Raw genomic sequence first — 26,925 nt, forward strand, 5'->3', positions numbered from 1 at the left:
ATGAGACGCACCCGCATCATCGGCATCGGCGCCGGACTCGCCGTCGTGGCCGTCGCCGCCACCTCGGGCGTGATGGCCATGGACGAGGAGGGAACGACGACGATCACCGCCTACTTCGACCAGGCCACCGGCGTGTACGCCGGATCGGACCTGCGCGTCCTCGGCGTCAAGGTCGGCACCGTCGAGTCCGTGAAACCGCGCGGCGAGGAGGTCAGAATCACCCTGCGCCTCGACAAGGGGGTCAAGGTCCCCGAGGAGGCGCACGCCGTCGTCGTCGCCCCCAGCCTCGTCGCCGACCGGTACATCCAGCTCGCCCCCGCCTACACCGGCGGAGCACTGATCCAGGACGACGCGGTCCTGCCCGCCGCTCGGAACGCCACACCCGTCGAGGTCGACCAGCTGTACGCCTCGATCACCGAACTCTCCACGGCACTCGGCCCGGACGGGGCCAACGCGGACGGGGCACTGGCGAAACTCCTCGACACCGGGGCGAAGAACCTCGACGGGAACGGAAAGGCCATCGGTGACTCCATCGAGCAGTTCGGCAAGGCGACGAAGACCCTCGACAAGAGCAGCGGCAACCTCTTCGACACGCTGGCCTACCTGCAGACCTTCACCACGATGCTGAAGGAGAACGACGGCGACGTACGCGCCGCCGAGCAGCAGCTCAACTCCGTCACCGGCTTCCTCGCCGACGACAAGGAGAACCTCAGTGCCGCCCTGAAGGAACTCGGCACCGCCCTCGGGAAGGTCAAGGGCTTCATCCAGAAGAACCGCGGCGCCCTCAAGGAGAACGTGGACCTCCTGGTGCCCCTCACCCAGACACTCGTCGACCAGCGCGCCTCGCTCGCCGAGTCCCTCGACACGCTGCCGCTCGCGGCAGGCAACGTGCTCAACGCCTACGACCCGGTGAACCGCACGCTCAACGGACGTACGAACCTCAACGAGCTGTCCATGGGAGGGCCGCTCACCGAGGCCGAGGCCCCCGGCCTGAACGGGCTGTCACCGGTCGACGCCACCCGGCAGAAGTCGCTGCCCGCACTTCCGCTCCCCGCAGTCGGCACCGTCTACGGCACCCCGGAGAAGACCGCAGCGAAGGAGAGAGGGGCGAACCGATGAGCCGCGCCCTGCGCAGACCAGGACCCCGCGCGACCACGGGCCTCGCCGCCCTGCTCGCCGTCGGCGTCGGCTGCGCACTCGTCGTCAGCAGTGTCGACATGCCGACGTTCACCGGCATCGACCAGGTGCCGCTGCCCGGCGGCGCGGACCTCGGCGACCATCCGTACGAGATCACCGCCGAATTCGGGGACGTCCTCAGCCTCGCCCCGCAGTCCTCCGTGAAGGTCAACGACGTCGCCGTCGGACGGGTCACCCGGATCTCCCTCACCCCCGGCAGCTGGACCGCCAAGGTCACCATGCGTGTCAACGGGAACATCAAGATGCCCGCCAACGCCTACGCCCACCTCGAACAGTCCAGCCTCCTCGGCGAGAAGTACGTCCAGCTCTCGCCACCCACGGCCGGCACCGCCCGCGGCGCCCTCGCGGACGGCGACCGGATCCCGCTCGCCCGCACCAACCGCAACCCCGAGGTCGAAGAGGTCTTCGGCGCCCTGTCGATGCTCCTCAACGGCGGCGGCGTCGCCCAGCTGAAGACCATCACCACCGAACTCAACAAGGCACTCGCGGGACAGGAGCCCCAGATCCGCTCGATGCTGAGCCGGGTCGACACGCTGGTCACCGATCTGGACGACCACAAGGAGGACATCACCGACGCACTCGACGGCGTCAACCGCCTCGCCGCCACCCTCGCCACCCGCAAACAGGACGTCGGCACGGTCCTCACCGGGCTCAGCCCCGGCCTGAAGGTCCTGGAGAAGCAGCGCGGTTCGCTCCTGACCATGCTGCGCGCGCTCGACACGCTCTCCACCGTCGCCGTCGACACGATCAACCGGAGCAAGGCCGACATGATCGCCGACCTCAAGGCCCTCGCCCCCACCCTCCGGGCGCTCGCCGACTCCGGCGACGACCTGCCGGACTCCCTCCAGGTGCTGCTCACCTACCCGTTCACGGACGAGGTGCTGCGCGGGGTGAAGGGCGACTACCTCAACGTCTACCTGGACGTGACGGCCATGCCGGGCACCCAGCTCATCCCCGCCCTCGACCCCGACGCCCCTCCGGCAACGCTCGACGGCAGGACCTCGGCCCTCCCGCTGCCCCTGCCCCCGGTCACCACATCCGGTACGACACCGAGCGCGACGCCCGGCGGCGCGACGACCCCGGCGACGCCCGGAGCCACACCGGGCGACACGTCCGCCACCGCTCCGGAACCGGAGGGCACCCGCTGATGATCACACCAGGCATCCGCCTCAAGAACGTGGCCTTCCTCGTCATCGCCGTGCTCGTGCTCGGCTACCTCGGCGTGCGGTACGCCGACCTCGGCCACTACGCCGGCCTGCGCAGCTACTACTCCGTCAAGGTCCAACTGCCGCAGACCGGCGGCCTCTACACCCACTCCGACGTCACCTACCGGGGCGTGTCCGTCGGCACGGTCGGACCGATCGAGCTCACCGACGACGGCGTCGAGGCAGAGCTGCGCATCGAGAACGACGCACCACGCATCCCGGACAGCCTGCGGGCCGTCGTCGCCAACCTCTCCGCGGTCGGCGAGCAGTACATCGACCTGCGGCCCACCCGCCCGGACGGCCCCTTCCTGGAGAACGGCTCGGTCATCGACCAGGCCGACACCACCATCCCCGCACCCGTCACCGACGTCCTCACCAGCGTCAACGACCTGACCGCCTCCGTCGACGCGGAAGCCCTGCGCACCGTCGTCGACGAATTCGGGGCCGCGTTCGACGGGCGTGGCGACGACCTTCAGGTCCTGCTGGACACCAGCAGCGAATTCGTCCAGGCTGCCGACGAGTCCCTGCCGACCACCACCAAGCTGATGGCCGACGGCGAGACCGTGCTGCGCACCCAGGCCGAACAGGGCGACGCGCTCAAGGGATTCGCCTCCGGGGCCAAGGAACTCGCCGCCGAGCTCAAGGGATCCGACACCGACCTGCGCAAGCTGATCGCCGCCGCCCCCGACGCCACCGAACAGATCAGCGGCCTGCTCCGCGACCTCGACCCCAGCTTCGGAGTCGTCGTCGCCAACCTCCTCACCACGTCCGAGATCGCCGTCACCCGGCAGCGCGGACTGGAGGAACTCCTGGTGAAGATACCCGCGGTCGCGGCGGCCGGTGCCAGTGTCGTCGACGAGGACGGGGCCCGGTTCGGACTGTCGGTCACCTTCTTCGAACCCCTGCCCTGCACCGCCGGATACGGCTCCACCACCTACCGCCCCGGCACCGACCTCTCACCCGCCCCCGCCGTCAACAGCAAGGCCCGCTGCACCTCGTCGCCCGGCACCGGGATCAACGTCCGGGGCAGCGCGAACGCACCCAGGGGCGGCCCCGTGCCCGAACCGGCCAAGCCCGGCTCGCTGCTCCTGGGCAACGGCGGATCCGCACTCCCGGGCGCGCTCGGCACCACGGGCGACACCGGCCGGCCGGCCGACGGTCTCGCCGGGCTGCTGGGCCTGGGAGACGGCGCATGACGGCCCGTACGAGGAGTCTCAGCGGCTGGGCCGCCCTGCTCGCCGCCGTGCTGATCTGCGCACTCGGCGGCTGGTCGTACACCGAGGCGCGGGGCGACGAGACCCTGGCGTACGCCAAGAGCCGCGACGCCGCACTCGCCGACGGGAAGCGGCACCTGGCCCGGCTCACCACCATGGACGGCAAGAACGCCACGAGTGTCGAGGCGGGACTGGAGGCCTGGCTGGCCGCCTCGACCGGGCCCCTGCGGGACCGGCTGCGCAGCACCCGGAAGCAGGACGCGGGCGAGCTGGTCGAGGCGGGCGCGACGGCGCACGGCAAGGTCACCGACGCGGCGCTCACCGCACTCGACGACCGGGCCGGGACGGCGGCGCTGATCGCGACCGTCGACGTCGCCGTCTCTCCGCGCACCGGCAGGGCCGGTACCGAGCGCAAGCGCTTCGAGGCGACCCTCGTGCGGACCGGGGAGGGCTGGAAGGTCAAGGCACTTGACGCGATACCGGTCGGGAGCGGCACATGAAGGAGAGCGGAGGAACCACGACCGTGAGCACCGGCACCAGCACCAGCATCGGACCCGTCCAGGAGACGGACACGGAGACGCCGGACGAGGTCGCCGAGGGGCCGGCGCCCGGCCGCGGGCGGTGGTCCCGCAGCGTCGCCGCCGTCCTGGCCGTGGCCCTGCTGGTCACCGGCGGCGCCCTCTTCGTCGAGGGCCGGCAGCTCCGCGACACCCCCGCCACATCCAACCGCGCGCTGACCGACAGCGAGGCGACCACCCGCGTCGCGGGCGATGTCAGCAACGCGCTGGGCAAGGTCTTCTCGTACAGCCCGCAGGCCACCGCCGTCACCAAGGAATCGGCGAAGCAACTCCTGGCGGGCAAGGCACTCCAGCAGTACGCGGCCCTGTTCGGCCAGGTCGAGAAGCAGGCCGCGGACCAGAAGCTGACGCTCACCACCCACGTCGTACGCGCCGGGGTCACCCGGCTCAGCGGCGACAACGCCCACCTGCTCGTCTTCCTCGACCAGGTGTACGAGCGCGAGGGGAAGGCCGCCACCACGGCGGCGGCCCAGCTGTCCGTCACCGCCCGGCTGCGGGACGGACGCTGGCAGATCGTCGACATCACCTCCAGGTAGGGAAGAGGCACCGATGGCACGGGTACGGACGACGAGGAATCCGCTGGTGGCGGCAGCGATCGTGCTGACGGTCGCGGCGGCCGGCGCGGCGGGCTGGGGCGGCTGGTCCCGCTACGACGCCGCGCACGACGACTCGGCGGCCTACGCGCAGGCCCGCGACGACGCGCTGGCCGCGGGGGAGCAGGCCGTGCAGAACATGAACACGCTCGACCACAAGGAGCTCGACGACGGACTCGACAGCTGGGAGGACTCGACCACCGGTGATCTGCACAAGCAACTCGTCGACGGGCGCGACGCGTTCGTCGAGCAGATCGAGGCGGCCAGGACGGTCAGCACGGCCGAGGTCCTGTCGGGAGCGGTGACCGAGCTGGACGACCGGGCGGGCCGGGCCGGGGTGATGGTGGCGCTGCGGGTCACCGTGACCGCGCCGGAGGGGAAGCCCGCGGTGAAGGAGAGCCGGATGCTCGGGCAGCTCACCCGCACCTCCGAAGGGTGGAAGCTCAGCGCCCTGGGCCAGGCACCCGTCGGCAACGCCGCCGGCTGACCCGCCGCCCTCACCCCCTTCCGAGAGGACCTCCGCCATGTCGACCACCCGACACCTCGTGAACCGCCGCCGCCGGCTGGCCACCGTCGCCGCGACGACCGCCCCGGAACGCACCCGCACCGCCGAGGAACCCGCCCCGCGGGCCACCGCCCAGGAGGACACACCCGCCGACGAAGCAGCCGCTGTCGAGGAGACTGAGGAAGGGGGGAGGACAGAGGAGACCGAGGAAGGGGGGAGGACAGAGGAGACCGCGGACGGGCAACCCGGGCCGCCACGCAGGCGACTGCCCCGCCCCCGCGTCGGGCTGCCCGCCGCCCTCTGCGCCGCGACCGTGCTCCTCGGCGCCTTCGCCGCCTGGTCGGTCACCTCCGCCGCGACTCTGCGCGACGACCCCGTCCGGCAGAACACCGCGCTCACCGACATCAGCCGGACCAGCGAGGTGAAGGGCCAGATCACCGAGGCCGTGGGCGCCGTGTTCTCGTACACCTACGCCTCGCCCGAGAAGTCCGACCGGGCGGCCGAACGCTATCTGGTCGGCGCCGCGGTGCAGCAGCACAAGGACATGCTCGCCGAGGTCCGCGCACAGGCGCCGAAGCAGAAACTCGTGCTCACCACGACCGTCACCGAGAGCGCCGTCGAGCTCCTCGACGGCGACCGTGCCCGGCTGCTGATCTACGCCGACCAGAGCAACACCCGTACGGGCAAAGGGGAGGAGACCACCTACGCGGCGGCGATGTTCGCTGTGGACGCCGTCCAGCGAGGAGACACCTGGCGGATCGCGGCCATCGATACGTTCACCCGATGACCCGGGGAGAGGGAGACACATGAGGTTCAACGGGACCATGCGCCGCGGACTCAGCGGCACGGCCACCGCGGTCGCCGCCATGGCGGCGCTCACCGCGTCCCAGGCCCCCGGGCTCACCGACGCCGGTGCCTCGGACGACATGAAGAACGTCGCGGCCGACGACGTCGTCTGGACCGAGGTGCCCAACGACGACAGCTACCACACGGAGCTGCCACCGCTGAAGTCGCCCGAGCCGCCGAAGAAGGACGTGACGAAGCCCGGCGCGGCCGTCACACAGTCCTGGGCCGAGGCCGGCATCCCCACCACCGTCCTCGCCGCCTACCGGAAGGCACAGACGGCCCTCGGGCGCACCGACCCGGGCTGCCGTCTGCCGTGGCAGTTACTCGCGGCCATCGGCAAGGTGGAGTCGGGCCACGCGGGCGGGGGACGCGTCAACGCGGCGGGCACCACCCTCACCCCGATCCTCGGCCCGGTCCTCAACGGCGCCGGATTCGCCGACATCCCGGACACCGACGGCGGGGTGTACGACGGGGACACGCGCTACGACCGGGCCGTCGGCCCCATGCAGTTCATCCCCTCCACCTGGGCGCACTGGGGGCAGGACGGCAACGGCGACGGACGCAAGGACCCCGACAACATCGTCGACGCGGCCCTCGCGGCGGGCCACTACCTCTGCGCCGGGACCCGCGACCTGTCCGTGCGCGGCGACCTCGACCGGGCGATCCTCAGCTACAACCACTCGGACACCTATCTGCGTACGGTGCTGTCCTGGCTGGAGTTCTACCGCAAGGGGGTCCACCCCGTCACCGACGGCAAGGGTGTGATCCCGCAGAGCCCCGGCGCGGGCGGCCCCACCGAGCCGAAGGCCCCGGTCGGCGGCCCCGGAAGCCCGGGCAAGGGCAACGGCGGCGGCATCGTCGTCGGTCCGCAGCCCAGCACCACGCCCCGCCCCTCCACCTCGCCCACCGCCACACCGACGCCGTCGCCCACGGATTCCGGCAGCCCGGACCCCACCGGATCCCCGAGCCCGACGGACCCGGGCCCCGACCCGACCGACACCGGCTCCCCGGACCCGACGACGACCCCCGACCCCACCACCTCGCCGGACCCGACCACGACGCCCGACCCGGAGCCCAGCACCTCCGACCCCGGCTGCCCCACCGGCTCGCCGGACCCCGACCCGTCCCCCACGGACGCGGCGACGGAGGACCCCTGCGCCCCGCCCGCCTGACGGTCATCCCGTACGCAGCACCTCGGACAGGTCGTACCGCACCACTTCCTCCAGCTGCGCGTAGGTGCAGCCGGTGGGGGTGCGGTCCGGCCGCCACCGCCGGAACCGGGTGGTGTGGCGGAAGCGGTCACCCTCCATGTGGTCGTACGCCACCTCGCAGACCCGCTCGGGGCCGAGCGCCACCCAGGACAGGTCCTTCTTGCCCGACCAGCGGCTCGGCGCGCCCGGCAGCCGCGCACCCTCGTGTGCCGCCGCGTCGGCCCACGCCGCCCACGGGTGTGCGGCGGGCTCGATCCGCAGCGGGTCCAGCTCCTCGACCAGCTCGGCGCGCCGCTTCATGGTGAAGGCCGCGCACACCCCGACGTGCTGGAGCGTGCCCTCGGCGTCGTACAGGCCGAGCAGCAGCGACCCGACCACCGGTCCGCTCTTGTGGAACCGGTAGCCCGCCACCACGCAGTCCGCGGTCCGCTCGTGCTTGATCTTGTACATCGCGCGTACGTCCGGCCGGTAGGGCAGATCCAGCGGTTTGGCGACGACCCCGTCGAGCCCCGCCCCCTCGTACCGCTCGAACCACTCCTGGGCGAGAGCGGAGTCCGTGGTGGCCGGGGCGAGATGGACGGGCGCCGACGCGGCGGACAGGGCCCGCTCCAGCACCGCCCGCCGTTCGGTCAGCGGGGCGTCGAGCAGGGACTCGTCGTCCAGCGCGAGGATGTCGAAGGCCACCAGACCGGCAGGCGTCCGCTCGGCCAGCAGCCGCACCCGCGAGTCGGCCGGGTGGATGCGCTCGCTCAGCCGGTCGAAGTCCAGCCGCCCCTCGTGGGCGACCACGATCTCCCCGTCGATCACGCAGCGCGGCGGCAGATTCTCCCGCACCGCCGTGACCACCTCGGGGAAGTAGCGGGTGAGCGGCTTCCCGGTCCGGCTGCCGAGGACCACCTCGTCGCCGTCCCGGTGCACGATCACCCGGAAGCCGTCCCACTTCGCCTCGTACTGCATGCCCGGCGGAATCGCGGACACGGACTTGGCGAGCATGGGTTTCACGGGAGGCATCACCGGCAGGTCCATGGCCCGATTCTGGACCGTCCCGGAGAGCACGTCTCCCGATATGCGGCATATGTGGGCCCGGCCTACGGTGGCCGACATGGGAGCAGCGGGAGCAGCGGTGGAGCTGGACGCGGACGGACGGCCCGTACGGCTGTCCAGCCCGGACAAGGTGTACTTCCCCGGGAAGGGCTACACGAAGAGGGACGTGGCCGAGTACTTCCTGGCCGTGGGGCCGGGGATCCTCCGCGCCCTGCGCGAGCGGCCGACCACCCTCCAGCGCTTCGTGGACGGCGTCGAGGGCGACTTCTTCTACCAGAAGCGCGCCCCGAAGAACCTCCCCGACTGGACGCCCACCGCCCGGATCGAATTCCCCAGCGGCCGGCACGCCGACGAGATGTGCCCCACCGAACTCGGCGCAGTCCTCTGGGCGGCCAACCTCGGCACCCTCACCTTCCACCCCTGGCCGGTGCGCAGGACCGACACCGACCACCCCGACGAGCTGCGCATCGACCTCGACCCTCAGCCCGGCACCGACTACTCCGACGCGGTGAGGGCCGCCCACGAGCTGCGGTCCGTCCTGGAGGACCACGGGCTGCGCGGCTGGCCCAAGACCTCCGGCGGGCGCGGCATCCACGTCTTCGTACCCATCGTGCCCGAGTGGACCTTCACCCAGGTCCGGCGTTCCGCCATCGCGGTGGGCCGGGAGCTCGAACGCCGCATGCCGGACCGGGTGACCACCGCGTGGTGGAAGGAGGAGCGCGGCGAACGGATCTTCGTCGACTACAACCAGACGGCCCGTGACCGCACCATCGCCTCCGCCTACTCCGTACGCCCGTTCCCGCACGCCCCGGTCTCCGCACCGCTGCGCTGGGAGGAGATCGACGACGCCGAACCCCGCGACTTCGACATCCGGACCATGCCCGTGCGGTACGCGGAGGTGGGCGACCTGCACGCGGACATGGACGACCACGCCTTCCGGCTCGACCGGCTGCTGGAGCTCGCGCACCGGGACGAGCACGAGCACAAGCTCGGCGACCTGCCCTACCCGCCGGAGTACCCGAAGATGCCCGGCGAACCGAAACGGGTCCAGCCCAGCCGCGCCCGGCACGACGAGGACGGTAAGGAGTGAGCCACAGCGGTCCCGACAGCCCCAGCGGCCCGGACAGGTCCGCGGAGCACGGAGGGCACGGAGCGCACGGAAGGCCCCTGACCCGGCGTGAGAAGTGGCAGCAGTACAAGCGGTCGCCGTACTTCCCGGCGGTGGTGCTCACCCTCATCATCGCGGCGGCGGCCGGGCTCTTCGCCGGCTCGTACACCTACGCCCTGGCCAATCCGACCCCGCACCGCATCCCGGCCGCCCTGGTCACCGGAGGCCCCGCCGCTCCCGGCGTCGACCGGTTCGTCGACGGGATGGAGGAGGCGCTCGACGCCTCCCTCGAACTCCACCGGTACACCACCCGGGCCGAGGCCGGCGAGGCGCTGGAGGCGCAGAAGGTCTTCGCGATCGTGCGGCCCGTCGGGCGGCGAGGGGTGGCCCTGGACGTCGCGGCGGCGTCCGGCGCCACCGTCGCCCAGCTGCTGGCCGAGTCCGGTGTCGAGGTCGCGCGGCGCGTCGACGTCCCGCTCGTGGTCACGGACGTCAAGCCGCAGCAGAAGGGCGACCCGCGCGGCCTCGCCCTGTTCTACATCTCGCTCGCCGCCGTCATCATCGGCTTCGTCGGATCGATCCAGCTCAGCGTGAACGCCAAGGACCTGAACCCGCTGGAGAGGATCGTCTTCACCGCCGGCTACGCCCTCCTCGGCGGCTTCGCCATCGCGGCCGTCGTGGACTGGCTGCTCGGTGCGGTGGACCTGCCGTTCGTCGAGTCCTGGCTGATCCTGGCGTTCACCATGTTCACGTCGGGCATGGTCTTCACCATGTTCAACACCCTGATGGGGCGCTGGGCGATGATCCCCACCTGGGGCGTCATGGTGCTGCTCGGTAATCCGTCGTCCGGCGGGGCGGTGTCCTGGCCGCTGCTGCCCTCGGTGCTCGGGCACCTCGGCCGCTGGCTGCCGCCGGGCGCCTCGGTCAACGCCCAGCACACGGCGGTCTACTACCAGGGCCACCAGTACGCCTTCCCGTACCTGGTGCTGGGGGTCTGGTCGCTGGTCTCCTGCACGGTCTTCCGGGTGTGGCGCCACCGGCACCCGGGAGGCCGCGACCACATGCCGGAGCATGCGGCCGCGGCCACCTGACAGGTCCTGCCGGTCACAGCTCCTTGATACGGATGTCGCGGTACGAGACCACGTCCGTGGTGCCGTGGACCTGGAGGCCGACGTAACCGGAGGCGAACCGCCGGCCGTCGGTGCCCGGGTCGTCACCGCGCGGCGGCTCGAAGGCCTGACCACCGTTGTTGTCGAACTCGTTCAGCAGGACACCGTTGCGGTAGACCGAGTAGTGCTGGTCCACGACCCGGATCTCGTAGTCGTTCCAGGTGCCCTTGGGCGTGACCCCGGCGCCGCCGAGACCCACCCGGTCGAAGCCGTAGACGGACCCCGTCTTGTACATGTCGCCGTCGGGGCGGTCGTTGATCTGGATCTCATGGCCGTACTTGACGGCGACCCACTCCGGACGGGACTCCTCCGGGTGGTCGTGGACCTCCGGGAAGCGGACGAACACTCCCGCGTTTGCGTTGCCCGTGCCCGGGGCGTCGTCTCGCCACTGGAGCTTCAGCGAGAAGTCCCCGTACTGCCTGCCGGGGAACCACAGCATGCCCATGCCGTCCACGGTGGTGGAGCTGGTGATCGACCCTTCCTCGGCGTTCAGTCCGAACTGCCCGCCGCCGACCTGCTGCCACTTGGTGAGGGACTCCGCCGTGCCGTCGAAGAGCTTGCGGTAGCCCTCGTCCTGCCCCGGCTTGCCGATGCCGGACTGCTTGGCGGCCCGGTAGATCTTCCTGTGCTCCCGGGCGTCGATCACCCCGGCGGTGAGCAGCTTGTCGAGGATCTTGTCGACGTGCTTGAGGAACAGCGCGTGCGAGGACCAGTCCTTCTCGTCCTCGATCAGCTCGTTGATCGTGCAGCGGTTGCCGGTGATCCGGTTGGGGACACCCGTGTCGACCGTGCCGACGATGACGGTGAGCCGCTCGTCGAACTCCGGGCAGTTGGGCGCCGGGACCCCGCCGCTCTCCGCGACGGTGAACGACACCTGCTTCGCCTCGGAGGTGTTGCCTGCCTTGTCCGTCGCCCGGTGGGCGAACGTGTGGTGGCCGACGCGGTCCACGATGACGGGGGCGGTGTACGCGAGATACGGGCCCCCGTCCAGGGAGTACTCGGTCTTCTCCACGCCCGAGTCGGCGTCGGTGGCGGTCACCGTTGCCCTGGCGCTCGTGATGAACGCGCCGTCCGAGTTCTTGTCGCCCGTCACGGCCACGGAGGTCTCCGGCGGCGTCTTGTCCTGCGAGGGCGGCTCGACGACGGTGAAGCCGACGGACTTCTCCGCCGCGACGTTGCCGGACCTGTCGGTGGCGCGGTAGCGCACGGTGTGGGTGCCTACCTCGTGCACCATCACGGGGGCGGTGTACGCCTGCCAGGCGCCGTCGGCCCCGATCGCGTACTCGATGGTGTTGACCCCGGAGCCGGTGTCGGACGCGGTCACGGTGACCGTGGCCATGCCCAGGTAGGCGCCGGCCCCGTCCTTCTCGCCCGAGACGGTCGCCGAGGTCTCCGGCGGTGTCCCGTCGTCCGAGGGCGGTGCCGCGACCGCGAAGCCGACCGACTTCTCCGCCGCGGCGTTGCCCGACTTGTCGGTGGCGCGGTAGCGCACGGTGTGCGCGCCGACCTCGTTCACCACGACGGGGGTGGTGTACGGCTGCCAGGCGCCGTCGGCCCCGACCGCGTACTCGACGGTGTCCACGCCCGAATCCGCGTCGGTCGCCGCCACGGTGACGGTGGCCTGGCCGATGTACGCGCCGTCGGTGTTCCTGTCGCCGTCCACCGTCGCCGAGGTCTCGGGGGCGGTCGTGTCCTCGCCGCCGCCTCCCTCGGTCACGGTGAGGATGCCCTGCATGGACCCGTGGCCGGGAATGGTGCAGTGGTAGAAGTACCGGCCGGGCGTGAGGGTGACCTCGACGCTGTGCTTGCCGCCCCCGCTGTCACTGGGGCTGGCCAGGATGTTCAGCGGGACGTCGTTGTTGAACTCCACGTCCGAGACGCTGAAGGTCAGCGTGTGCGGCATGCCCGTGGTGTTGCCGGTGGCCGTGCTGTTCTCGAAGACGATCGTCGCCGGGCCCGCGACCGCGGTCTTGGGAGCCGACAGGTAGTGGTCGATGGGGTCGCCCGCGGTCCAGGTGAGGACCTGGTCGGCCGCGGCCGCCGGACGGTTGTCGTCCCGGCCGTACGCGGCAGTCGAGGTGAGCCCGAGGACCATCAGGAACGAGCCGAGCAGGGCGAGCCACAGCCGTGCGGGTCCGTACCGCTGTCGCGCGAGGAGTGAACGGTGTCTCACTGCGCTGCCGCCTTCCTGGCCAGGTCCGCGGCGGCCGGGGTCGGACCGCCGCCCTTGTACGTCACGCGCCACAGCGCGGACTTGGAGTCGGAGGTGAAGAAACCGCGCCCGTAGTCCAGGACGTAGAGCGAACCGTCCGGGGCGAACTTCCAGTCCATCAGGTTGCGGATTCCGTCCGCACCGACCGGGATGATCTTCTTCAGGGACTCGGCGTGCGTGGGCAGACCGCCCCTGCCGACGGTCTTCGGGTCGGTGATCACCGCGTGGCGGGGCTGGGTGTCGTCGTAGAAGTCGCCGACGAACCACTTGCCGTCCCAGTACGAGGGCCACCTGGCCTCGCTCGTGCTCGACGCGTCGTAGCGGTAGACCGGGCCGTTCATGGTGGCCTGGCCGCCGCCCTTGAGCCAGGGCAGGAGCTGTTTCTGGTCCTCCACCTTGTAGCTCGGGACGCCGTCGGCGTCGCGCGGGTAGTCCACGCCGCCGCCCTGGGGCGAGTACCAGATGGTGTTGGACGTGATCGGCGGCAGCTTCACGAGGCCGTCGTTGTTCGGCGACTCGTTCCTGGGGGCGTCGCAGTCGTACCAGCCCAGCGGCTTGGTGGGATCCGGCAGATTGCGGTCGCGGTAGGGCTGCTTGTTGCCCATGCAGTACGGCCAGCCGTGGTTGCCGGCCTGCGTGATCGCGGCGAACGTGTCGTACTTGGCGGGGCCCCAGGTGGTGCTGGGGGCCCCGGCGTCCGGGCCGACCCAGCCCGCGTACAGGGTGTCGGTCGCCGTGTCGACGGAGATCCGGGCCGGGTTGCGCACGCCCATCACATAGATCTCGCCACGGGTCTTGCCGCCGCCCTCGTCCGGCTCCTCACCGGTGAAGAGGTTGCCCGCCGGCAGCGTGTACGTGCCGTCGTCCTCGGGGTGGATCCGCAGGATCTTCCCGTTGAGGTTGTTGGTGTTGCCCGCGGTGCGGCGGGCATCGGCGAACGAGACGCCCTTGTAGTTCGGCTGGGGGTTGTTGCCGGAGTAACCGTCGCTGAAACCGGAGGAGTTGTTGTCACCGGTGGCGATGTAGAGGTTGTCCTTCGAGTCCCAGGCCAGCCCGCCGCCCGCGTGGCAGCAGCTGTGGATCTGGACCGGCCAGCTCAGCAGCACCTTCTCGGACGCCAGGTCCAGCTTGTCCGTGGCGCTGTCGAAGCTGAAACGGGAGACCTGACGGGTCGCCATCCGCCTGTCGCGGTCGATCTTCGCGTGCGGCGTGTAGTGCAGGTACACCCAGCCGTTGGACGCGAAGTCCGGGTCCAGCTCGATGCCGAGCAGGCCCTCCTCCACCTTGACCAGCTCGTCGCCGCCGCCCTTGTTGCCGAAGACGCTCAGTCTGCCCGCGAGGGTGACCTTCTCGGTCGCCGGGTCGTAGACGTGGATCTCGCCGTTGCCCTTGCCGATGTCCGGGTTGTTCCAGTCCGTGACGACCGGCTGGTCACCGTCGGCGCCACCGCGCCCGATGTAGAAGACCCGGCCGTCCTTCGCCGTGACCAGGCCGTGCGGCTCGCCGATCTGGTCGTTCTGCCCCGGCTGGTTGGGCCGGGTGAGACGCTCCGCGGTGTAGTTGGAGTCGATGGTGGCCTTGCAGTCGGCCTGCGAGAGCCGGGTCGTCCAGGCCAGCGCGCCGCGCAGATGGTCCCGGAAGTCGGTCTCGGCGAAGCTGCTCACCGTACCGCCCATGCCGGTGTAGAAGGACCGTCCGCCGTCGTAGTCGCGGCACCAGGAGACGGGGTGGTCCCAGCCGTCGGCGCTCGTGCCGGGCGCGTACGTGATCTCCCGGACACGGGCCACCGTGTGTACGTCCCCGGAAGGATTGTCCTTCCAGTTCAGCCACTTGTCGGGGCGCTTCCACTCCAGCGGGAGGTTCTTCGTCGCCGGGTGCTGCCGGTCGCCGATCTCCACCGTGGCGCGCTGGACGTCCGCCGGGCCGCCGGCCGCCGGACGGGCACCGACCAGACCGGTGAACCAGTCGGAGTACGGCTCGGTGCGCGCCGCGTCATGGATGCCGAGGAATCCGCCCCCCGCCTCCATGTACGCCTCCAGGCCCGCCTCCTGCTCCGGGTCGAGGACGTCGCCGCCGCCGGTCAGGAAGACCACGGCGTTGTACCTGCCGAGCTGCTTGCCGTTGGTGAAGACCCCCGCGTCGTCGGTGGCGACGGTCTTGAAGCGCCCGGCCTCCGGACCGCTGAGCCCGATCTTCTCGATGGCGGCGATCCCCGCGTCCACGGTCGGGGACTCCTCGCCCGCCGAGGCGTGGAAGACCAGGACCCTGACGTTCACCCCGCCGGGCGGAGAAGGAAGGGACAACGTTGTCGCGATCCGTTCCTCCAGCCCCGGATCCGGGTAGGGACTGGCACTGGCGGCGTTACCGCCCAGCAGGGACGCGGTCAGTGCGCCGACTGCCACCGTCGCCGCGAGGCCCCGTCGCGATCTGGACCTGTGATGTGGTGTGCGCTGCATCTGGTCACCCACCTCTCTCTGGTCACTTCTCTGGTCACTGCACCTGCGTGGTCACTGCGACAGCGCATGAAGCTAGACCTCTTTTCGCGACTCGCCAATAGGTATGGCAGTAATCAAACGAACTTTGTCCTGAGTGTGGATAAACGCGGATCCCCCGGCTACGGTGTGGCCGTTCCGAGGGAGAGGCCCGTCAGTTTCCGTAACGCAGTGGGGAGTTCGACATGGACCGAAGGACCTTCAACCGGCGGATGCTGGTGGGTGGCGGTGTGGCGGCGGCGACCGGGGTGACATCGATGTCACTTGGTGCGGTCCAGGCGACCTCGGCGGAGAACCCGGCGAAGACCGCCCCGGCGGGAGGCACCGTCAAGCACCTCAAGCTGTACGCGGAGAAGCTGGCGGGCGGTCAGCTGGGGTACGGCTTCGAGAAGGGCAAGGCGTCGGTCCCCGGGCCCCTCATCGAGATCACCGAGGGCGACACCCTGCACATCGAGTTCGAGAACACCACGGACGTCGACGCCAGCCTCCACGTCCACGGCGTCGACTACGACATCGCGAGCGACGGCACCCGGATGAACCGGAGTCATGTCGAACCCGGCGGCACCCGCACGTACACCTGGCGCACCCACACCCCTGGCCGCCGGAAGGACGGCACCTGGCAGGCGGGCAGCGCGGGCTACTGGCACTACCACGACCACGTCGTCGGCACGGACCACGGAACGGGCGGCATCCGCAAGGGGCTCTACGGGCCCCTCGTCGTCCGGCGCAAGGGAGACGTCCTGCCCGACAAGACGCTCACGATCGTCTTCAACGACATGACGATCAACAACAAGGCCGCCCACGAGAGCCCCGACTTCGAGGCCACGGTGGGCGACCGGGTCGAGGTCGTGATGATCACACACGGCGAGTACTACCACACGTTCCACATCCACGGGCACCGCTGGGCGGACAACAGGACCGGGCTGCTCACCGGCCCCGACGACCCCAGCCGGGTCGTCGACACGAAGATCTGCGGGCCCGCCGACTCGTTCGGCTTCCAGATCATCGCGGGTGAACACGTGGGCGCGGGCGCCTGGATGTACCACTGCCACGTCCAGAGCCACTCCGACATGGGGATGGCCGGGCTGCTGCTGGTCGCCAAACCGGACGGCACGGTCCCCGGCTACGACCCGCCGCACCACGCCGCCGCGGCGGACGATGCGGCCGGGGCCCACGAGCACTGAGTCAGCCCCCGGCCGCCATCCGCCGCTGCTCCTCCTCGACGACGAGCCGGGCGAGCGCCCCGTCCGACACGTCGACGGCGTCGGGCGTCGCCTCGGCGACATCGCTGCGCCGGGCGTACGCGTCGAAGAGCCGGTCCTTGCGCGCCAGGATGTCCAGCATCCGCTGGTCGACGCTGTCGGCCGCGAGCAGCCGGTGCACCCGGACCGTCCGTATCTGCCCCATGCGGTGCGTACGGGCCACCGCCTGGTGCTCCATCGTGGGCTTGATCTGCGGCTCGCACAGGATCACCACCGAGGCCGCCTGGATGTTGAGCCCGACACCGCCGGCCTGGATCTGGCACAGCAGCACCGCGTGCCCGTCCGCCGCGCCGAACGCGTCGACCAGCTCCTGCCGGCGTGCGGCCGGCACGCTCCCCGAGACCGGCCCGAACACCCCGTCGCCCAGGGCCTCGCGGACCGTGCGGAGCACCTCGCGGAAGTACGAGAACACGACGACCTTGAGCCCGTTCTCCTCGGCCTCCGTCACCAGCTCGCGCAGCCGGTTCAGCTTCGCCGACGTCTCGGGGTGGGCGTACGCGGCGCGGCGCATCCGCATGAAGTGCCCGGCGTCCACCGCCTCGCGGTACGCCGCCAGGTCGGCGGCGGAGAACTCCTCCCACTCGTCGGCCTGGACGAGTGCGGGGAGTTCCGCCAGGACATCGTCCTGGTTGCGCCGCAGATAGGCGGGGGCGACCGCCCTGCGGAAGGCGTGCGATCCCGCGACACCGTGCGTGGCGGTGACGGACGGAACCAGCTCGGGGCGCAACTGGCGTACCAGGCTGCGGAATTCCTCCACCCGGTTCTCCATCGGGGTGCCGGTCAGGAACAGTACCCGGTCGGTGTGCCGCGTCCAGCCGGTCACCGCGCGGGAGCGACGGGTGGCGGGGTTCTTCACGAAGTGGGCCTCGTCCACGACGACCATGCCGGGCCGTGTCCCGCAGGCCGGTCCCTCCGGCAGGGTGGCCAGCGCGTCGAAGGTGGTCACCGCGACCCCGCCCTTCGCCCGCCACTCCGCGAAGGCGTCGTCGCGCTCCGGTCCGTGCACCGGCACGGCCGGCAGGGTGGAGCGGGCGCGGATCTCCCGCCCCCAGTTGATCAGTACGCTCGCCGGGCACACCACCAGGAAGTGCGTCTCCCCCCGCGCGGCCAGGTGGGCCAGCGCGGCGATGGCCTGCACCGTCTTGCCGAGCCCCATCTCGTCCCCGAGGATCACCCGCTTCTGGGCGAGCGCGAAGCGCGCGCCGAAGGACTGGTACCCGCGCAACGACACCCGCAGATGCGTGTCGTCGAGCCGCAGCCCGCGCACCCGGTCCGCGATCCCGGCGGGCAGGAACCCCTCGGCGGCGTCCCGGTCCGGACCGGCACCGGACAGCTCGGCGAGCAGGCTGTAGTACTCGGCGGACCGCAGCTCGAAGTCGACCCACGCCTCGGCCTCCGACGCCGGCCCGCGCAGCAGATCCACCGACACCTGCCCGAACAGCAGGGGCAGTTCGCGGGTGGCGGCCTCCGCCACCGCCGTCCGTACGGAGACGACCGCGGCCAGCGCCTCCGCACGGGCACCCCGCCCCGTGAACAGCATCCGCAGCCGTCTCCGGGCGGGCGCGGCCGCCGCGATCCCGGGCTCCAGCCCGGTGAGGAGACGCCGGGCGGCGGTGGCGGCCCTGGGTGCGTCGGGGCCCGCGTCGACCAGCCGGTGCAGGGCGATGACCAGCGCGGTCGTGGCCGCGTCCGGCGTCTGCGCGTCTATCCGCACGGCGACGGTGTCCCGTACCGCGTGCGCGATCTGCCGGGCGGCTGCCAGCGCCCGGTCCGCGGTCTGCGCCCCGACACCGGGGATCTGGCGCAGCTCGTACCGCCCGGTGCCGTGCACCCGGCCCACCGTCAGGTATCCGGCCTGTTCCAGTGCGCCGAGCCGCAGCCGGCCCTCCGTGACGTCCCCGAGCCGGGCGAGGGGGATACCGGCCAGCTCCCGGTCCACCAGGTCGTCGAGGAGGGGCGCCAGCGCGGTGCGCGCGGCGCCGACCGCCCCCGCGTGATCGTCCAGCACCGCACGGGCCGTGCCGACGAGCCGGTCCGCGTCCTGGAGCAGCTCACGGGCGGCTCTTCCCGAGGGCACGTCCGGGCCCGTGGGTCCTGCCTTCGCCATGTACGTCCTTCTGTCCCGCGGCCCCTCCGTGACCGCCCGCCCGCCGCCTTCCCGGGCGCGTCCCATCGTGCCACGGGCGCGAGGGGTGGCCGTCCCTCACCGGGCGGGCGGCCTGCGCTCGGCCGGGGTCAGCAGCAGTACCTCCAGGGCACGCGCACAGGACCGGGCCTCGTCGAGGAACCAGTCCGTCCGTTCGTCGGTGATCACGGACGGGGTGGCGCGCACGGCGAGCGCGAAGCGTGCGTGGCCTGCACCGTCCAGCACGGGGACGGCCAAGGTGCGCACCCCGAGCGCCGACTCACCGTCGTTGAGCGCGTACGCCGCGGCCCGCACCCGTGCCAACTCGGCCTGCAACAGGGCCGGTTCGACGATCGTACGGTCGGTGAAGGCGTGCAGGGGCGGGAGCGCGGCCGGTCCGCCATCGCCCGGCCGGGCCCAGGCCAGCAGGACCTTGCCCAGCGCCGTCGAGTGCAGCGGTCGGCGCAGCCCCGTGCGCGGGGTGACCGAGCCGCCCGCGACGATCACCGCGTGCGGGCCGCTGCGCAGCGCCAGGTCGGCCGTCGCCCCCGTGCGCTCGGCCAGGTCCGTCAGCTCCGGGGCCGCCAGATGGAGTCCGCGCTGGTGGTACGAGAGCCGGCCCAGCTCCGTCACCGCGGGCCCGAGCCGGTAGCGCGAGGTGCGCGCGTCCTGTTCCAGGAAGCCCGCACCGAGGAGGGTGCGGGCCAGCCGGTGGGCCGTGGAGACCGAGAGCTCCAGCCGACGGGCGAGGTCGGAGGCGCTCAGATCGGGGCCGTTGTCGTGGAAGCAGTGCAGGACGTCCAGCGCGCGCAGCACGGCCTGGGCTCCGCCGGGTGCGCGCACCGCCGCGGCCTCCGTCATGGTGACCCGCTTTCCGCTCGTGAGGGGGAAGAGGCTCCCATGGTTGCCACATTACGGGAGCTGAAAGGGCGTCGAACGCACGCGTGAAACACTCTGTTCACAGTCGATCCCACATCATGGGAAGGCAGTTGTGAGCGAGGGCGCCCCCGTGGCAGGCTGCAGCCCTCACCACCGGCGAACGGGAAGGAGCAGTGCCATGGCAGGCCCCCGCACCACGACCCCGGGCACCACCGCCCCGGTCCCGCTCGCCCTCACGCTGCGCCGTCACATCGACCTGGCGCGCGTCTCCAGCGCCACCTGTCGCTGAGCTCCCGAAGCTCCGCAGCCTTCTCTTCGCCGACGTACCCGCCGACCGGGGCCGGCCCGTTCACCCGCCCCGCCGCTCCTTCTTGAGCGTTCCCCGCGGCGCGCGGTGACCGTGCCGGTACCGGACGCGGTGCCCGCGCGCCGCGTCCTCCTGCCCCGCCGAACCTCCTGCCCCGCCGAACCTCCTGTCCGGCCGCCCCGTGCCTGGCCGACCCTGTGCCTGGCCGACTCCGTGCCTGGCCGCCCCCCCGCTTCGCCGATCCCCGGGAAGAATCCATGACCCGTTCCGCCGTCCTGCCCAGGACCCTCTGGTACACCCGCTGTCCCGTACCCACCGCGACCGGCATCGCCGCGGACCGGCACTGGCTCAGCGACGAGTTCGCCTCCGACGGCATCGCCGTGCGCTCCCTCCAGGACGCCGACCCCGGCGCCGACCGTGGCGCCCACTTCACCCACGCCCTGCCGGGGCTGTTCCGCGAGGGCGGCAACGTACCCGCCCTGTGGGCCCGTTCGCGGGGCGAGCGGACCCGGCTGATCGGTCTGACCTGGATCGAGGAACGCCAGGCCGTGCTGGTCGCGCCCGGATCCGGGACCCGGGGTGCCGAAGCCCTGCGCGGACAGCGGCTCGCCGTGCCCTCGCACCCCCTCGCCATCGACTTCTGGCGGGCCATGGCGCTGCGCGGATTCGAGGGCGCTCTCGGCTCCGCCGGACTGACCCTGGACGACGCCGTACTCGTCGACGTGCCCGCCGGTGCGTACGACGGACAGTGGGCCGCCGAACTCGACGCACTGCGGCGCGGCGACGTGGACGCGGTGTACGTCAAGGGCGCGCTCGCCGTCGAGGCGGCCCGCCGGGCCGGGGCCGAGATCGCCGTGGAACTCGACGAGCTGCCCGACCGCCGGTTCCGCGTCAACAACGGAACGCCCCGCCCCATCACCGTCCACCAGCAGCTGCTCGACGACCACCCCGGACTCGTCGACCGCTTCCTCGCCGTCCTGCTCCGTGCGGCCGACTGGGCCACCGGACAACCCGCCGAGGTCGACCGCATCCTCGGCGCCGAGACCGGAGCAGGGGCCGAGGGAGTCGCGGGCGCCTACCGCCCCGGCACCCACCTCACCCTGCACCCCGACCTGTCGGCCGAGCGGCTCGGCCTGCTCGCCGAGCAGGAGACCGCGCTGCGCGCCCACGGCTTCCTCCCGGAGCCCGTGGACATCGCGGCGTGGGCCGACCCCGAGCCGCTTCGCCGGGCCGCGGCCCTCGCCCGGCTCCACCCCGTCCCCACGTCCATCCCCGAACCCCGAGGACCACAGTCACCATGAACCCGCACCTTCCGGGCCGCACGGCCCTTGCCCCCGCACTCCTCACGGTCACCGCGCTCCTGGCCCTCAGCGCCTGCGCTGCGTCCGAGGCCGACAGCGGATCCGGCGCCGCGAGCACCGTCACCGTGCGCATCCCCGATCCCGGTAACTCCGGAGTCCTCGCCGTCGGCAAGAAGGACGGCAGCCTCGACAAGGCCCTCGGCAAAGCCGGCGCCAAGGTGGAGTGGACCGGCAGCGCGGGCCCCTTCGCACCCGCTGCCCAGGCCATGAACGCCGACCAGCTCGACTTCGCCACCGGCTCCATCACCTCGGGCGTCACCTCGCTCGCCCAGCGCCCAGGCTTCAAGTTCTTCACCGCCGTCGACCCCGACGCGACGGGCGAGGGAATCCTGGTCCAAAACGGTTCGGGCATCGACTCCGTCGCCGGTCTCGTGGGGAAGAAGGTCGCCGTCAACCAGGGCGGCACCGGGGAGTACCTGCTGCTCAAGGCGCTCGCCAAGGCCGGCATCCCGGCGGACAAGGTCGAGCGGGTCTATCTGCGCCCCGACCAGACCGCCGCCGTCTTCAACGCGGGCAAGGTCGACGCCTGGGCCGTCTGGGCCACCTACGCCGTGGCCGAGATCGGCAGCGGCAAGGCACACTTCCTCGCCGACGGCGCCGCCATCGGCTCCGACAACTACAGTCTGAACGCGGTGCGTACGGGCTTCGCCGAGAAGCACCCCGAGATCGTCAAGGCCCTCTACGCGTACCTTCACGACGCCAGCGCCCGCCAGAAGAAGAATCCCGCCGCCTATCTGAACGTCTTCACCGACGTCGGCCCCACCGCCGTCACCGGCAAGGCCCAAGAGGTGCAGACCGCGATCATCGCCAAGGGCGGCACGGTCGACGCGATCGGCCCCGAGGACATCGAACGCTTCGAGGCCGTCGCCGCCTTCTACGCCGAGCAGAAGGTCACCAAGGGACAGGTCGACGTCGCGGCGCACCTCCTCGACGTCGAGAAGCTGACATGAGCGCGGTCTCCGAAGCGGCCGCCACCGAGCACCTGGTCACCCCCCGGCCCCAACTCCGTACAGCGCGCAGCCGTTCCTTCGCCCTGACCGTCCGCGCGCTGGGACCGGTGGCCCTGCTCGTCCTGTGGTGGGTGGCCTCGGCCACCGGGCTGCTCACCCCCGACGTGCTGGCGTCGCCCGCTGAAGTACTGCGCGCCGTAGGGGAGCTGTGGGGGAACGGGCAGCTGCCCGACGCGCTCACCACCTCGCTGACCCGGTCCGGAATCGGCCTGCTCTTCGGGCTCGCCGCCGGGCTGGTCCTCGGTATCACCACCGGATTCACCCGGCTCGGCGACGAGCTCCTCGACTCCTCGCTCCAGACCCTGCGCACCATCCCCTTCCTCGCGCTCGTCCCGCTGTTCATGGTCTGGTTCGGGATCAATGAGACCGCCAAGATCCTGCTCATCGCCGTCGCCACCACCTTCCCGATGTACGTGTCCACGTCGAGCGGCGTACGCAACACCGATCCCAAACTCGTCGAGGCCATGCGCAGCTTCGGGATGAGCCGGCTCGCCATCGTGCGGGAGGTCGTCCTGCCCGGAGCCCTGCCGTCCCTCCTCGCCGGGCTGCGGCTGTCCATGACGCTCAGCGTGATCGCCCTCATCGCAGCCGAGGAGATCAACGCCACCGCGGGCATCGGCTATCTGATGTCGCAGGCGCAGAGCTACGCACGCACCGACATCCTCGCCGTCTGCATCCTGATCTACGGCCTCCTGGGCCTGGCCGCCGACATCCTCGTACGGCTGCTGGAACGCGTCCTGATGCCCTGGCGGTCCCCGCAAGGAGGGACACGATGACCGACGGAACACAACGGCCCGCCGTACGGGTACGCGGACTGCGCCGGGTCTTCGGTACCCGGGCCGTGCTCGACGACCTCCGGCTCGACATCGCGCGGGGCGAGTTCGTCGCCCTGCTGGGTGCCAGCGGCAGCGGCAAGACCACCCTGCTCCGCATCCTGGGCGCACTGGACGGCGCCGACGGGGGAGAGGTGCTCGTCCCCGAGGCCCGCACCATCGTCTTCCAGGAGCCCCGCCTCGTACCGTCCAAGAAGGTTCTCGCCAACGTGACCGTCGCCCTGCCCCGCAGCCGCTCCGCGAACGGGCTCAGGGCCCTGGCCGAAGTCGGGCTGGAACGGCACGCCGACTCCTGGCCCGGCACGCTCTCGGGTGGCGAGGCCCAGCGTGTGGCACTGGCGCGGGCACTGGTGCGGGAGCCCGAACTGCTCCTCCTGGACGAGCCGTTCGCGGCGCTGGACGCACTGACCCGGCTGAAGATGCAGGACCTGGTGGGGGAGCTGTGCCGCAAGCACCGCCCCGCCGTCCTCCTGGTCACCCACGATGTCGACGAGGCGGTACGGCTCGCCGACCGCGTCGCCGTGCTGCGCGACGGGCGGCTCGTCACCGACGAGACCGTCGACGTCGACCGGCCGAGGGATCCCGGCGATCCCGCCTTCGCGGCACTGCGCCGCCGACTGCTGAACGACCTCGGGGTCGACGCCCCCGCGCCGCTCGCCCCTTCGCCGTCAACCTCCCCCGTCCCTACTGAAGTCGGAGTGATCTGAATGACCATCACCATCGGTGTCCACAGCAGCAACCCGTCCCTCTTCCACCTCTACCACCTCACCCGCCTCGGCATCGCCCAGGAGGAGCTGGCCGCACTCGGCGAGACGGTCACCTTCCACCCGTACACCAACGGGGTCCGCACCGGCGAACTCCTCACCCAGGGCGTCATCGACTTCGGCGGCACCGGATCCACCCCGCCGGTCACCGCCCAGGCGGCGGGCCACGACCTCGTCTACACCGCCGTGTCCGCCCCGCGCCCCGACCACGGCGCGCTCCTCGTCCCCGTGGACAGCCCCGTCCGCACGGTCGCCGACCTCAAGGGCACCACCGTCCACCTCGCCATCGGGTCCTGGCAGACCCACCTGGTCGCCAAGGCCCTGGACGACGCCGGACTCTCGTACGCCGACGACATCACCGCGGTCCGCAGCACCGACGCCAGTGAACAGCTGCTGCGCTCCGGGGACATCGCCGCCTGGGTCGCCCAGGGCCCCCAGCTGGCGGCCGCGCGCAGGACCGGCGGACTGCGCACGCTCATCGCCACCGGCGACGTGATCACCGACCGGTCCGTCTTCTTCACCCGGCGCGAACTCGCCGAGAACCGGCCGGAGGTCATCGACGCACTCACCCGCGCACTCCGGCGCGCCGACGACTGGGCGGCCGCCAACCCCCGTGCCGCGGCCGAGATCGCCGCCGCCGACCTGGGCGGCGGCGCCGACGACTGGGAGACCGCCCTGCGTGCCCTGCCGTGGAAGATCGAGGCCGTGAGCGACGCGTTCATCGCCGAACAGCAGGAAGCCGCCGACATCTTCCACCGCACCGGATTCATCGACCGGCCGGTCACCGTGGCCGCCGCCCGGGCGCACGCGGGAACCCCTGCCTCCGCCGCCGCCTCTGCCTCGAAGGCGGTCTGACCGGCATGGCGACCGAAGTCCTCTGGTACATCATCCCGCGCGAAGGCGCCTACCCCTGGGAACCGGAAGGCCGCCGCACCGCCGACCTCGGCTACCTCAGCCGGCTCGCCGGGACCGTGGAGCAGCTCGGATACAGCGGCGCCCTGCTCGCCACCGACCTGTACGACGTCTGGCCGCTCGGAAGTGCCCTCGCCGCCTCCACCAGCACCCGCTTCAAACCCCTGCTCGCCGTCCACCCCGGACTCATCTCACCCACCCTGCTGGCCAAGATGGCGCTCAGCTTCGACCAGCTCTTCGGCGGCCGGCTGCGCTTCAACGTCGTCAACGGCTCCACGAAGTCGCTCCAGGAGTACGGACTCCACGTCGAGCACGACGAACGGTACGAGCTCAGCGCCGAGTACTGGTCCATCGTGAAGCGGCTGACGGCCGGAGAGGTCTTCGACCACAAGGGCCGCTTCTACGACCTGAAGAACGCGGGCGCCTCCTTCCGTGAGCTCAAGCCCGTCCAGGACCCGCACATCCCGCTCTGGTTCGGCGGCTCGTCCGCCCCCGGCATCGAGATGGCGGCCGAGCACGTCGACGTCTTCCTCACCTGGGGCGAGCCGCCGCACCTGCTGAAGGAGAAGCTGGAGCGGGTCCGGGCGCGGGCTGCCGCGTACGGCCGTACCCTCCGCATCGGGCTGCGTCTCCACCTGATCGTCCGCGACACTGAGGACGAGGCATGGGCGGCGGCCGACCGGCTGCTGGACGTCACGAGCGAGGCGACGTACGCCCGACAGCTCGGCGACCGTGCGGGGGAGGACGGGGTGGGCTGGCAGCGGCAGTTCCGCCAGCACGGGGGCAAGGTCCCGGCCCGGGCACGGGAGCTGGAGACGCACCCCAACATGTGGCCGGGCATGAGCCTGTTCCGGCCGGGCCCCGGCACGGCGGTCGTCGGCTCGACGGCGCAGGTCGTCGAACGCCTCAAGGAGTTCGAGGACCTGGGCGTCGACACCTTCATCCTGTCCGGGAACCCGCTGCTGGAGGAGGCCTACCGGGTGGCGGAGACGGTGCTCCCGGCCCTCGGCGTCACACGCTGACGACACGCGCGGGTGGGTCCGGCGGGACGGCGTACGGCGGTCGCACGGTCCGTGACCGGTCCGGCCGGCGCACGGCCCCGGTGCCCGGCCGGACCGTGCGGGCTGCGGTTGTCGGTGCCCGGTGCAAGACTCGGAGGGTCAGGGAATTGCCCGCACGATGAGCGAGCGAGACACGCGACTCGCCCGAGGAGCACACCATGCTCGACCCCAGTTTCGTCACCGGTGCCCCCAACTGGACCGACCTCGGCACCCCCGATATCGACACGGCCACGGCCTTCTACCAGGGCCTTTTCGGCTGGGAGCTGGTGCCGGGCGGACCCGAGACCGGTGGGTACGGGATGTACCAGCTGAGGGGCAAGTCCGTCGCCGGCGTCATGACCGTGCCCGAGGGCGAGGGGAAGCCCGCCTGGTCGGTCTACTTCCAGACCCCCGACGCGGACGCCACCGCGCGGACGGTGGAGCAGGCCGGCGGCACCGCCGCGTTCCCCCCGATGGACGTCCTGGACTACGGGCGCATGGGCGGCTTCACGGACAACGGCGGGGCGTACTTCGGGGTGTGGCAACCCGGGACGAACACCGGCCTCGGCATGATCCTGGAGCCGGGCTCGCTGATCTGGTCCGAGCTGTACACCCCGGACGTCCCGGCGGCCGCCGCCTTCTTCCACACGGTCTTCGGGTGGCAGACCGAGGACATGACGTTCCCCGGCGGTACGTACACGATGGTCCGCCCCGCGGGGGACAGCGGCACCGACTCCTCGTTCGGCGGGCTCGTGCCCATCGACGACGTACCCACCCAGTCCGCGGTGGGCCCGCACTGGCTGCCGTACTTCGCCGTGGACGACTGCGATGCAACGGTGTCCGCGGTGGAGCGGCTGGGCGGCAAGGTGACCATGGCCGCCATGGACGTGCCGGAAGTCGGCAGGATCGCCACGTTCGCCGATCCGGCCGGTGCGGACTTCGCGGTGATCAAGCCCGCGCCGATGCCGTAGCGCCGGTTTCGACGGCGCCGGCCGGGACGGTGAGCGTCCCGCCCGGCCGCCTGCGCGGGACGGGGAGGGCCGGGTTGATGAATCGTT

The 26,925-nt window shown here is 71.6% G+C and carries 24 protein-coding genes; 19 read left to right on the plus strand and 5 right to left on the minus strand.

Annotated features, from left to right (window positions below; genetic code table 11):
• Genes OG524_RS32300 through OG524_RS32335 form a run of 8 tightly spaced genes read left to right on the plus strand, consistent with a single transcriptional unit; the run spans position 1 to position 7,310 of the window.
• The gene (locus OG524_RS32300; RefSeq protein WP_405812169.1) at positions 1 to 1,119 is read left to right on the plus strand and encodes an MCE family protein; all 1,119 of its coding nucleotides are present in this window, start codon (positions 1 to 3) and stop codon (positions 1,117 to 1,119) included.
• Positions 1,116 to 2,345 (plus strand): MCE family protein, encoded by a 1,230-nt coding sequence (locus tag OG524_RS32305; RefSeq protein WP_405386969.1) that lies wholly within the window; start codon positions 1,116 to 1,118, stop codon positions 2,343 to 2,345. The genes OG524_RS32300 and OG524_RS32305 overlap by 4 nt, the downstream gene beginning before the upstream one ends.
• On the plus strand, positions 2,345 to 3,598 hold the full coding sequence (locus OG524_RS32310; RefSeq protein WP_405812170.1) for an MCE family protein: 1,254 nt from the start codon (positions 2,345 to 2,347) through the stop codon (positions 3,596 to 3,598). Before OG524_RS32305 ends, OG524_RS32310 begins: the two co-directional genes overlap by 1 nt.
• A complete protein-coding gene (locus OG524_RS32315; RefSeq protein ID WP_405812171.1) occupies positions 3,595 to 4,116 on the plus strand; it encodes a hypothetical protein in 522 nt (173 codons plus the stop codon). Before OG524_RS32310 ends, OG524_RS32315 begins: the two co-directional genes overlap by 4 nt.
• Positions 4,113 to 4,730, plus strand: coding sequence for a hypothetical protein (locus OG524_RS32320; RefSeq protein ID WP_405386964.1), 618 nt, complete (start codon positions 4,113 to 4,115; stop codon positions 4,728 to 4,730). The genes OG524_RS32315 and OG524_RS32320 overlap by 4 nt, the downstream gene beginning before the upstream one ends.
• A gap of 13 nt (positions 4,731 to 4,743) precedes the next feature.
• Complete coding sequence (locus OG524_RS32325; RefSeq protein ID WP_405812172.1) at positions 4,744 to 5,274, plus strand: nuclear transport factor 2 family protein; 531 nt, start codon at positions 4,744 to 4,746, stop codon at positions 5,272 to 5,274.
• A 37-nt stretch (positions 5,275 to 5,311) separates the two neighbouring features.
• Positions 5,312 to 6,079: a hypothetical protein gene (locus OG524_RS32330; protein WP_405812173.1), complete on the plus strand. Its 768-nt coding sequence runs from the start codon at positions 5,312 to 5,314 to the stop codon at positions 6,077 to 6,079.
• A 19-nt stretch (positions 6,080 to 6,098) separates the two neighbouring features.
• Positions 6,099 to 7,310 carry a lytic transglycosylase domain-containing protein gene (locus OG524_RS32335; RefSeq protein ID WP_405812174.1) on the plus strand — a complete coding sequence of 404 codons (1,212 nt, stop codon included), beginning with the start codon at positions 6,099 to 6,101 and terminating at the stop codon, positions 7,308 to 7,310.
• A 3-nt stretch (positions 7,311 to 7,313) separates the two neighbouring features.
• Here OG524_RS32335 and OG524_RS32340 read toward each other — a convergent pair whose 3' ends face one another.
• Entirely contained in the window at positions 7,314 to 8,375 is a 1,062-nt protein-coding gene (locus OG524_RS32340; RefSeq protein ID WP_405812528.1) for an ATP-dependent DNA ligase, read from the minus strand.
• A gap of 97 nt (positions 8,376 to 8,472) precedes the next feature.
• Between OG524_RS32340 and ligD the strand changes: the two genes are divergently transcribed.
• The gene (gene ligD, locus OG524_RS32345; protein ID WP_405393033.1) at positions 8,473 to 9,483 is read left to right on the plus strand and encodes a non-homologous end-joining DNA ligase; all 1,011 of its coding nucleotides are present in this window, start codon (positions 8,473 to 8,475) and stop codon (positions 9,481 to 9,483) included.
• Positions 9,480 to 10,592, plus strand: coding sequence for an ABC transporter permease (locus OG524_RS32350; RefSeq protein WP_405812175.1), 1,113 nt, complete (start codon positions 9,480 to 9,482; stop codon positions 10,590 to 10,592). The genes ligD and OG524_RS32350 overlap by 4 nt, the downstream gene beginning before the upstream one ends.
• A 13-nt stretch (positions 10,593 to 10,605) precedes the next feature.
• On the opposite strand, the gene OG524_RS32355 is transcribed toward OG524_RS32350, so the two are convergent.
• On the minus strand, positions 10,606 to 12,843 hold the full coding sequence (locus OG524_RS32355; RefSeq protein ID WP_405812176.1) for an OmpL47-type beta-barrel domain-containing protein: 2,238 nt from the start codon (positions 12,841 to 12,843) through the stop codon (positions 10,606 to 10,608).
• Positions 12,840 to 15,338: a ThuA domain-containing protein gene (locus OG524_RS32360; RefSeq protein ID WP_405386951.1), complete on the minus strand. Its 2,499-nt coding sequence runs from the start codon at positions 15,336 to 15,338 to the stop codon at positions 12,840 to 12,842. The genes OG524_RS32355 and OG524_RS32360 overlap by 4 nt, the downstream gene beginning before the upstream one ends.
• Before the next feature lie 221 nt (positions 15,339 to 15,559).
• Between OG524_RS32360 and OG524_RS32365 the strand changes: the two genes are divergently transcribed.
• Entirely contained in the window at positions 15,560 to 16,558 is a 999-nt protein-coding gene (locus OG524_RS32365) for a multicopper oxidase domain-containing protein (protein ID WP_405386949.1), read from the plus strand.
• Between the two features lies 1 nt (position 16,559).
• Here the strand turns inward: OG524_RS32365 and OG524_RS32370 are convergent, their stop codons facing one another.
• Both OG524_RS32370 and OG524_RS32375 read right to left on the minus strand, forming a co-directional pair.
• Positions 16,560 to 18,743 carry a DEAD/DEAH box helicase gene (locus tag OG524_RS32370; protein WP_405812177.1) on the minus strand — a complete coding sequence of 728 codons (2,184 nt, stop codon included), beginning with the start codon at positions 18,741 to 18,743 and terminating at the stop codon, positions 16,560 to 16,562.
• A gap of 96 nt (positions 18,744 to 18,839) precedes the next feature.
• Entirely contained in the window at positions 18,840 to 19,622 is a 783-nt protein-coding gene (locus OG524_RS32375; RefSeq protein WP_405386945.1) for an IclR family transcriptional regulator, read from the minus strand.
• Between the two features lie 196 nt (positions 19,623 to 19,818).
• Between OG524_RS32375 and OG524_RS32380 the strand changes: the two genes are divergently transcribed.
• The 8 genes from OG524_RS32380 (at position 19,819) to OG524_RS32415 (ending at position 26,838) form a co-directional block, all read left to right on the plus strand.
• Positions 19,819 to 19,929, plus strand: coding sequence for a putative leader peptide (locus tag OG524_RS32380; protein WP_405386944.1), 111 nt, complete (start codon positions 19,819 to 19,821; stop codon positions 19,927 to 19,929).
• Positions 19,930 to 20,204: 275 nt separating this feature from the next.
• Positions 20,205 to 21,248 carry an ABC transporter substrate-binding protein gene (locus OG524_RS32385; protein ID WP_405812178.1) on the plus strand — a complete coding sequence of 348 codons (1,044 nt, stop codon included), beginning with the start codon at positions 20,205 to 20,207 and terminating at the stop codon, positions 21,246 to 21,248.
• Complete coding sequence (locus OG524_RS32390) at positions 21,245 to 22,258, plus strand: NrtA/SsuA/CpmA family ABC transporter substrate-binding protein (protein WP_405386941.1); 1,014 nt, start codon at positions 21,245 to 21,247, stop codon at positions 22,256 to 22,258. Before OG524_RS32385 ends, OG524_RS32390 begins: the two co-directional genes overlap by 4 nt.
• Positions 22,255 to 23,094 carry an ABC transporter permease gene (locus OG524_RS32395; protein ID WP_405386939.1) on the plus strand — a complete coding sequence of 280 codons (840 nt, stop codon included), beginning with the start codon at positions 22,255 to 22,257 and terminating at the stop codon, positions 23,092 to 23,094. Before OG524_RS32390 ends, OG524_RS32395 begins: the two co-directional genes overlap by 4 nt.
• Positions 23,091 to 23,858, plus strand: a complete 768-nt coding sequence (locus OG524_RS32400) for an ABC transporter ATP-binding protein (RefSeq protein WP_405386937.1) — start codon at positions 23,091 to 23,093, stop codon at positions 23,856 to 23,858. Before OG524_RS32395 ends, OG524_RS32400 begins: the two co-directional genes overlap by 4 nt.
• The gene (locus OG524_RS32405) at positions 23,859 to 24,770 is read left to right on the plus strand and encodes an ABC transporter substrate-binding protein (protein ID WP_405812179.1); all 912 of its coding nucleotides are present in this window, start codon (positions 23,859 to 23,861) and stop codon (positions 24,768 to 24,770) included.
• 5 nt (positions 24,771 to 24,775) lie between these two features.
• On the plus strand, positions 24,776 to 25,849 hold the full coding sequence (locus OG524_RS32410; RefSeq protein WP_383800231.1) for an LLM class flavin-dependent oxidoreductase: 1,074 nt from the start codon (positions 24,776 to 24,778) through the stop codon (positions 25,847 to 25,849).
• A 197-nt stretch (positions 25,850 to 26,046) separates the two neighbouring features.
• Positions 26,047 to 26,838, plus strand: a complete 792-nt coding sequence (locus OG524_RS32415; RefSeq protein WP_405386933.1) for a VOC family protein — start codon at positions 26,047 to 26,049, stop codon at positions 26,836 to 26,838.
• The last annotated feature ends 87 nt before the right edge of the window (positions 26,839 to 26,925 follow it).

Source organism: Streptomyces sp. NBC_01520, assembly GCF_045040375.1.
Taxonomy (GTDB): domain Bacteria; phylum Actinomycetota; class Actinomycetes; order Streptomycetales; family Streptomycetaceae; genus Streptomyces.

Excerpts from the sequence above, each read along its gene's own strand:
- OG524_RS32300 (WP_405812169.1), top strand. The coding sequence starts at position 1 with ATGAGACGCACCCGCATCATCGGCATCGGCGCCGGACTCGCCGTCGTG.
- OG524_RS32305 (WP_405386969.1), top strand. The coding sequence starts at position 1,116 with ATGAGCCGCGCCCTGCGCAGACCAGGACCCCGCGCGACCACGGGCCTC.
- OG524_RS32310 (WP_405812170.1), top strand. The coding sequence starts at position 2,345 with ATGATCACACCAGGCATCCGCCTCAAGAACGTGGCCTTCCTCGTCATC.
- OG524_RS32315 (WP_405812171.1), top strand. The coding sequence starts at position 3,595 with ATGACGGCCCGTACGAGGAGTCTCAGCGGCTGGGCCGCCCTGCTCGCC.
- OG524_RS32320 (WP_405386964.1), top strand. The coding sequence starts at position 4,113 with ATGAAGGAGAGCGGAGGAACCACGACCGTGAGCACCGGCACCAGCACC.
- OG524_RS32325 (WP_405812172.1), top strand. The coding sequence starts at position 4,744 with ATGGCACGGGTACGGACGACGAGGAATCCGCTGGTGGCGGCAGCGATC.
- OG524_RS32330 (WP_405812173.1), top strand. The coding sequence starts at position 5,312 with ATGTCGACCACCCGACACCTCGTGAACCGCCGCCGCCGGCTGGCCACC.
- OG524_RS32335 (WP_405812174.1), top strand. The coding sequence starts at position 6,099 with ATGAGGTTCAACGGGACCATGCGCCGCGGACTCAGCGGCACGGCCACC.
- OG524_RS32340 (WP_405812528.1), bottom strand. The coding sequence starts at position 8,375 with ATGGACCTGCCGGTGATGCCTCCCGTGAAACCCATGCTCGCCAAGTCC.
- OG524_RS32360 (WP_405386951.1), bottom strand. The coding sequence starts at position 15,338 with ATGCAGCGCACACCACATCACAGGTCCAGATCGCGACGGGGCCTCGCG.
- OG524_RS32365 (WP_405386949.1), top strand. The coding sequence starts at position 15,560 with ATGGACCGAAGGACCTTCAACCGGCGGATGCTGGTGGGTGGCGGTGTG.
- OG524_RS32370 (WP_405812177.1), bottom strand. The coding sequence starts at position 18,743 with ATGGCGAAGGCAGGACCCACGGGCCCGGACGTGCCCTCGGGAAGAGCC.
- OG524_RS32375 (WP_405386945.1), bottom strand. The coding sequence starts at position 19,622 with ATGACGGAGGCCGCGGCGGTGCGCGCACCCGGCGGAGCCCAGGCCGTG.
- OG524_RS32380 (WP_405386944.1), top strand. The coding sequence starts at position 19,819 with ATGGCAGGCCCCCGCACCACGACCCCGGGCACCACCGCCCCGGTCCCG.
- OG524_RS32385 (WP_405812178.1), top strand. The coding sequence starts at position 20,205 with ATGACCCGTTCCGCCGTCCTGCCCAGGACCCTCTGGTACACCCGCTGT.
- OG524_RS32390 (WP_405386941.1), top strand. The coding sequence starts at position 21,245 with ATGAACCCGCACCTTCCGGGCCGCACGGCCCTTGCCCCCGCACTCCTC.
- OG524_RS32395 (WP_405386939.1), top strand. The coding sequence starts at position 22,255 with ATGAGCGCGGTCTCCGAAGCGGCCGCCACCGAGCACCTGGTCACCCCC.
- OG524_RS32400 (WP_405386937.1), top strand. The coding sequence starts at position 23,091 with ATGACCGACGGAACACAACGGCCCGCCGTACGGGTACGCGGACTGCGC.
- OG524_RS32405 (WP_405812179.1), top strand. The coding sequence starts at position 23,859 with ATGACCATCACCATCGGTGTCCACAGCAGCAACCCGTCCCTCTTCCAC.
- OG524_RS32410 (WP_383800231.1), top strand. The coding sequence starts at position 24,776 with ATGGCGACCGAAGTCCTCTGGTACATCATCCCGCGCGAAGGCGCCTAC.
- OG524_RS32415 (WP_405386933.1), top strand. The coding sequence starts at position 26,047 with ATGCTCGACCCCAGTTTCGTCACCGGTGCCCCCAACTGGACCGACCTC.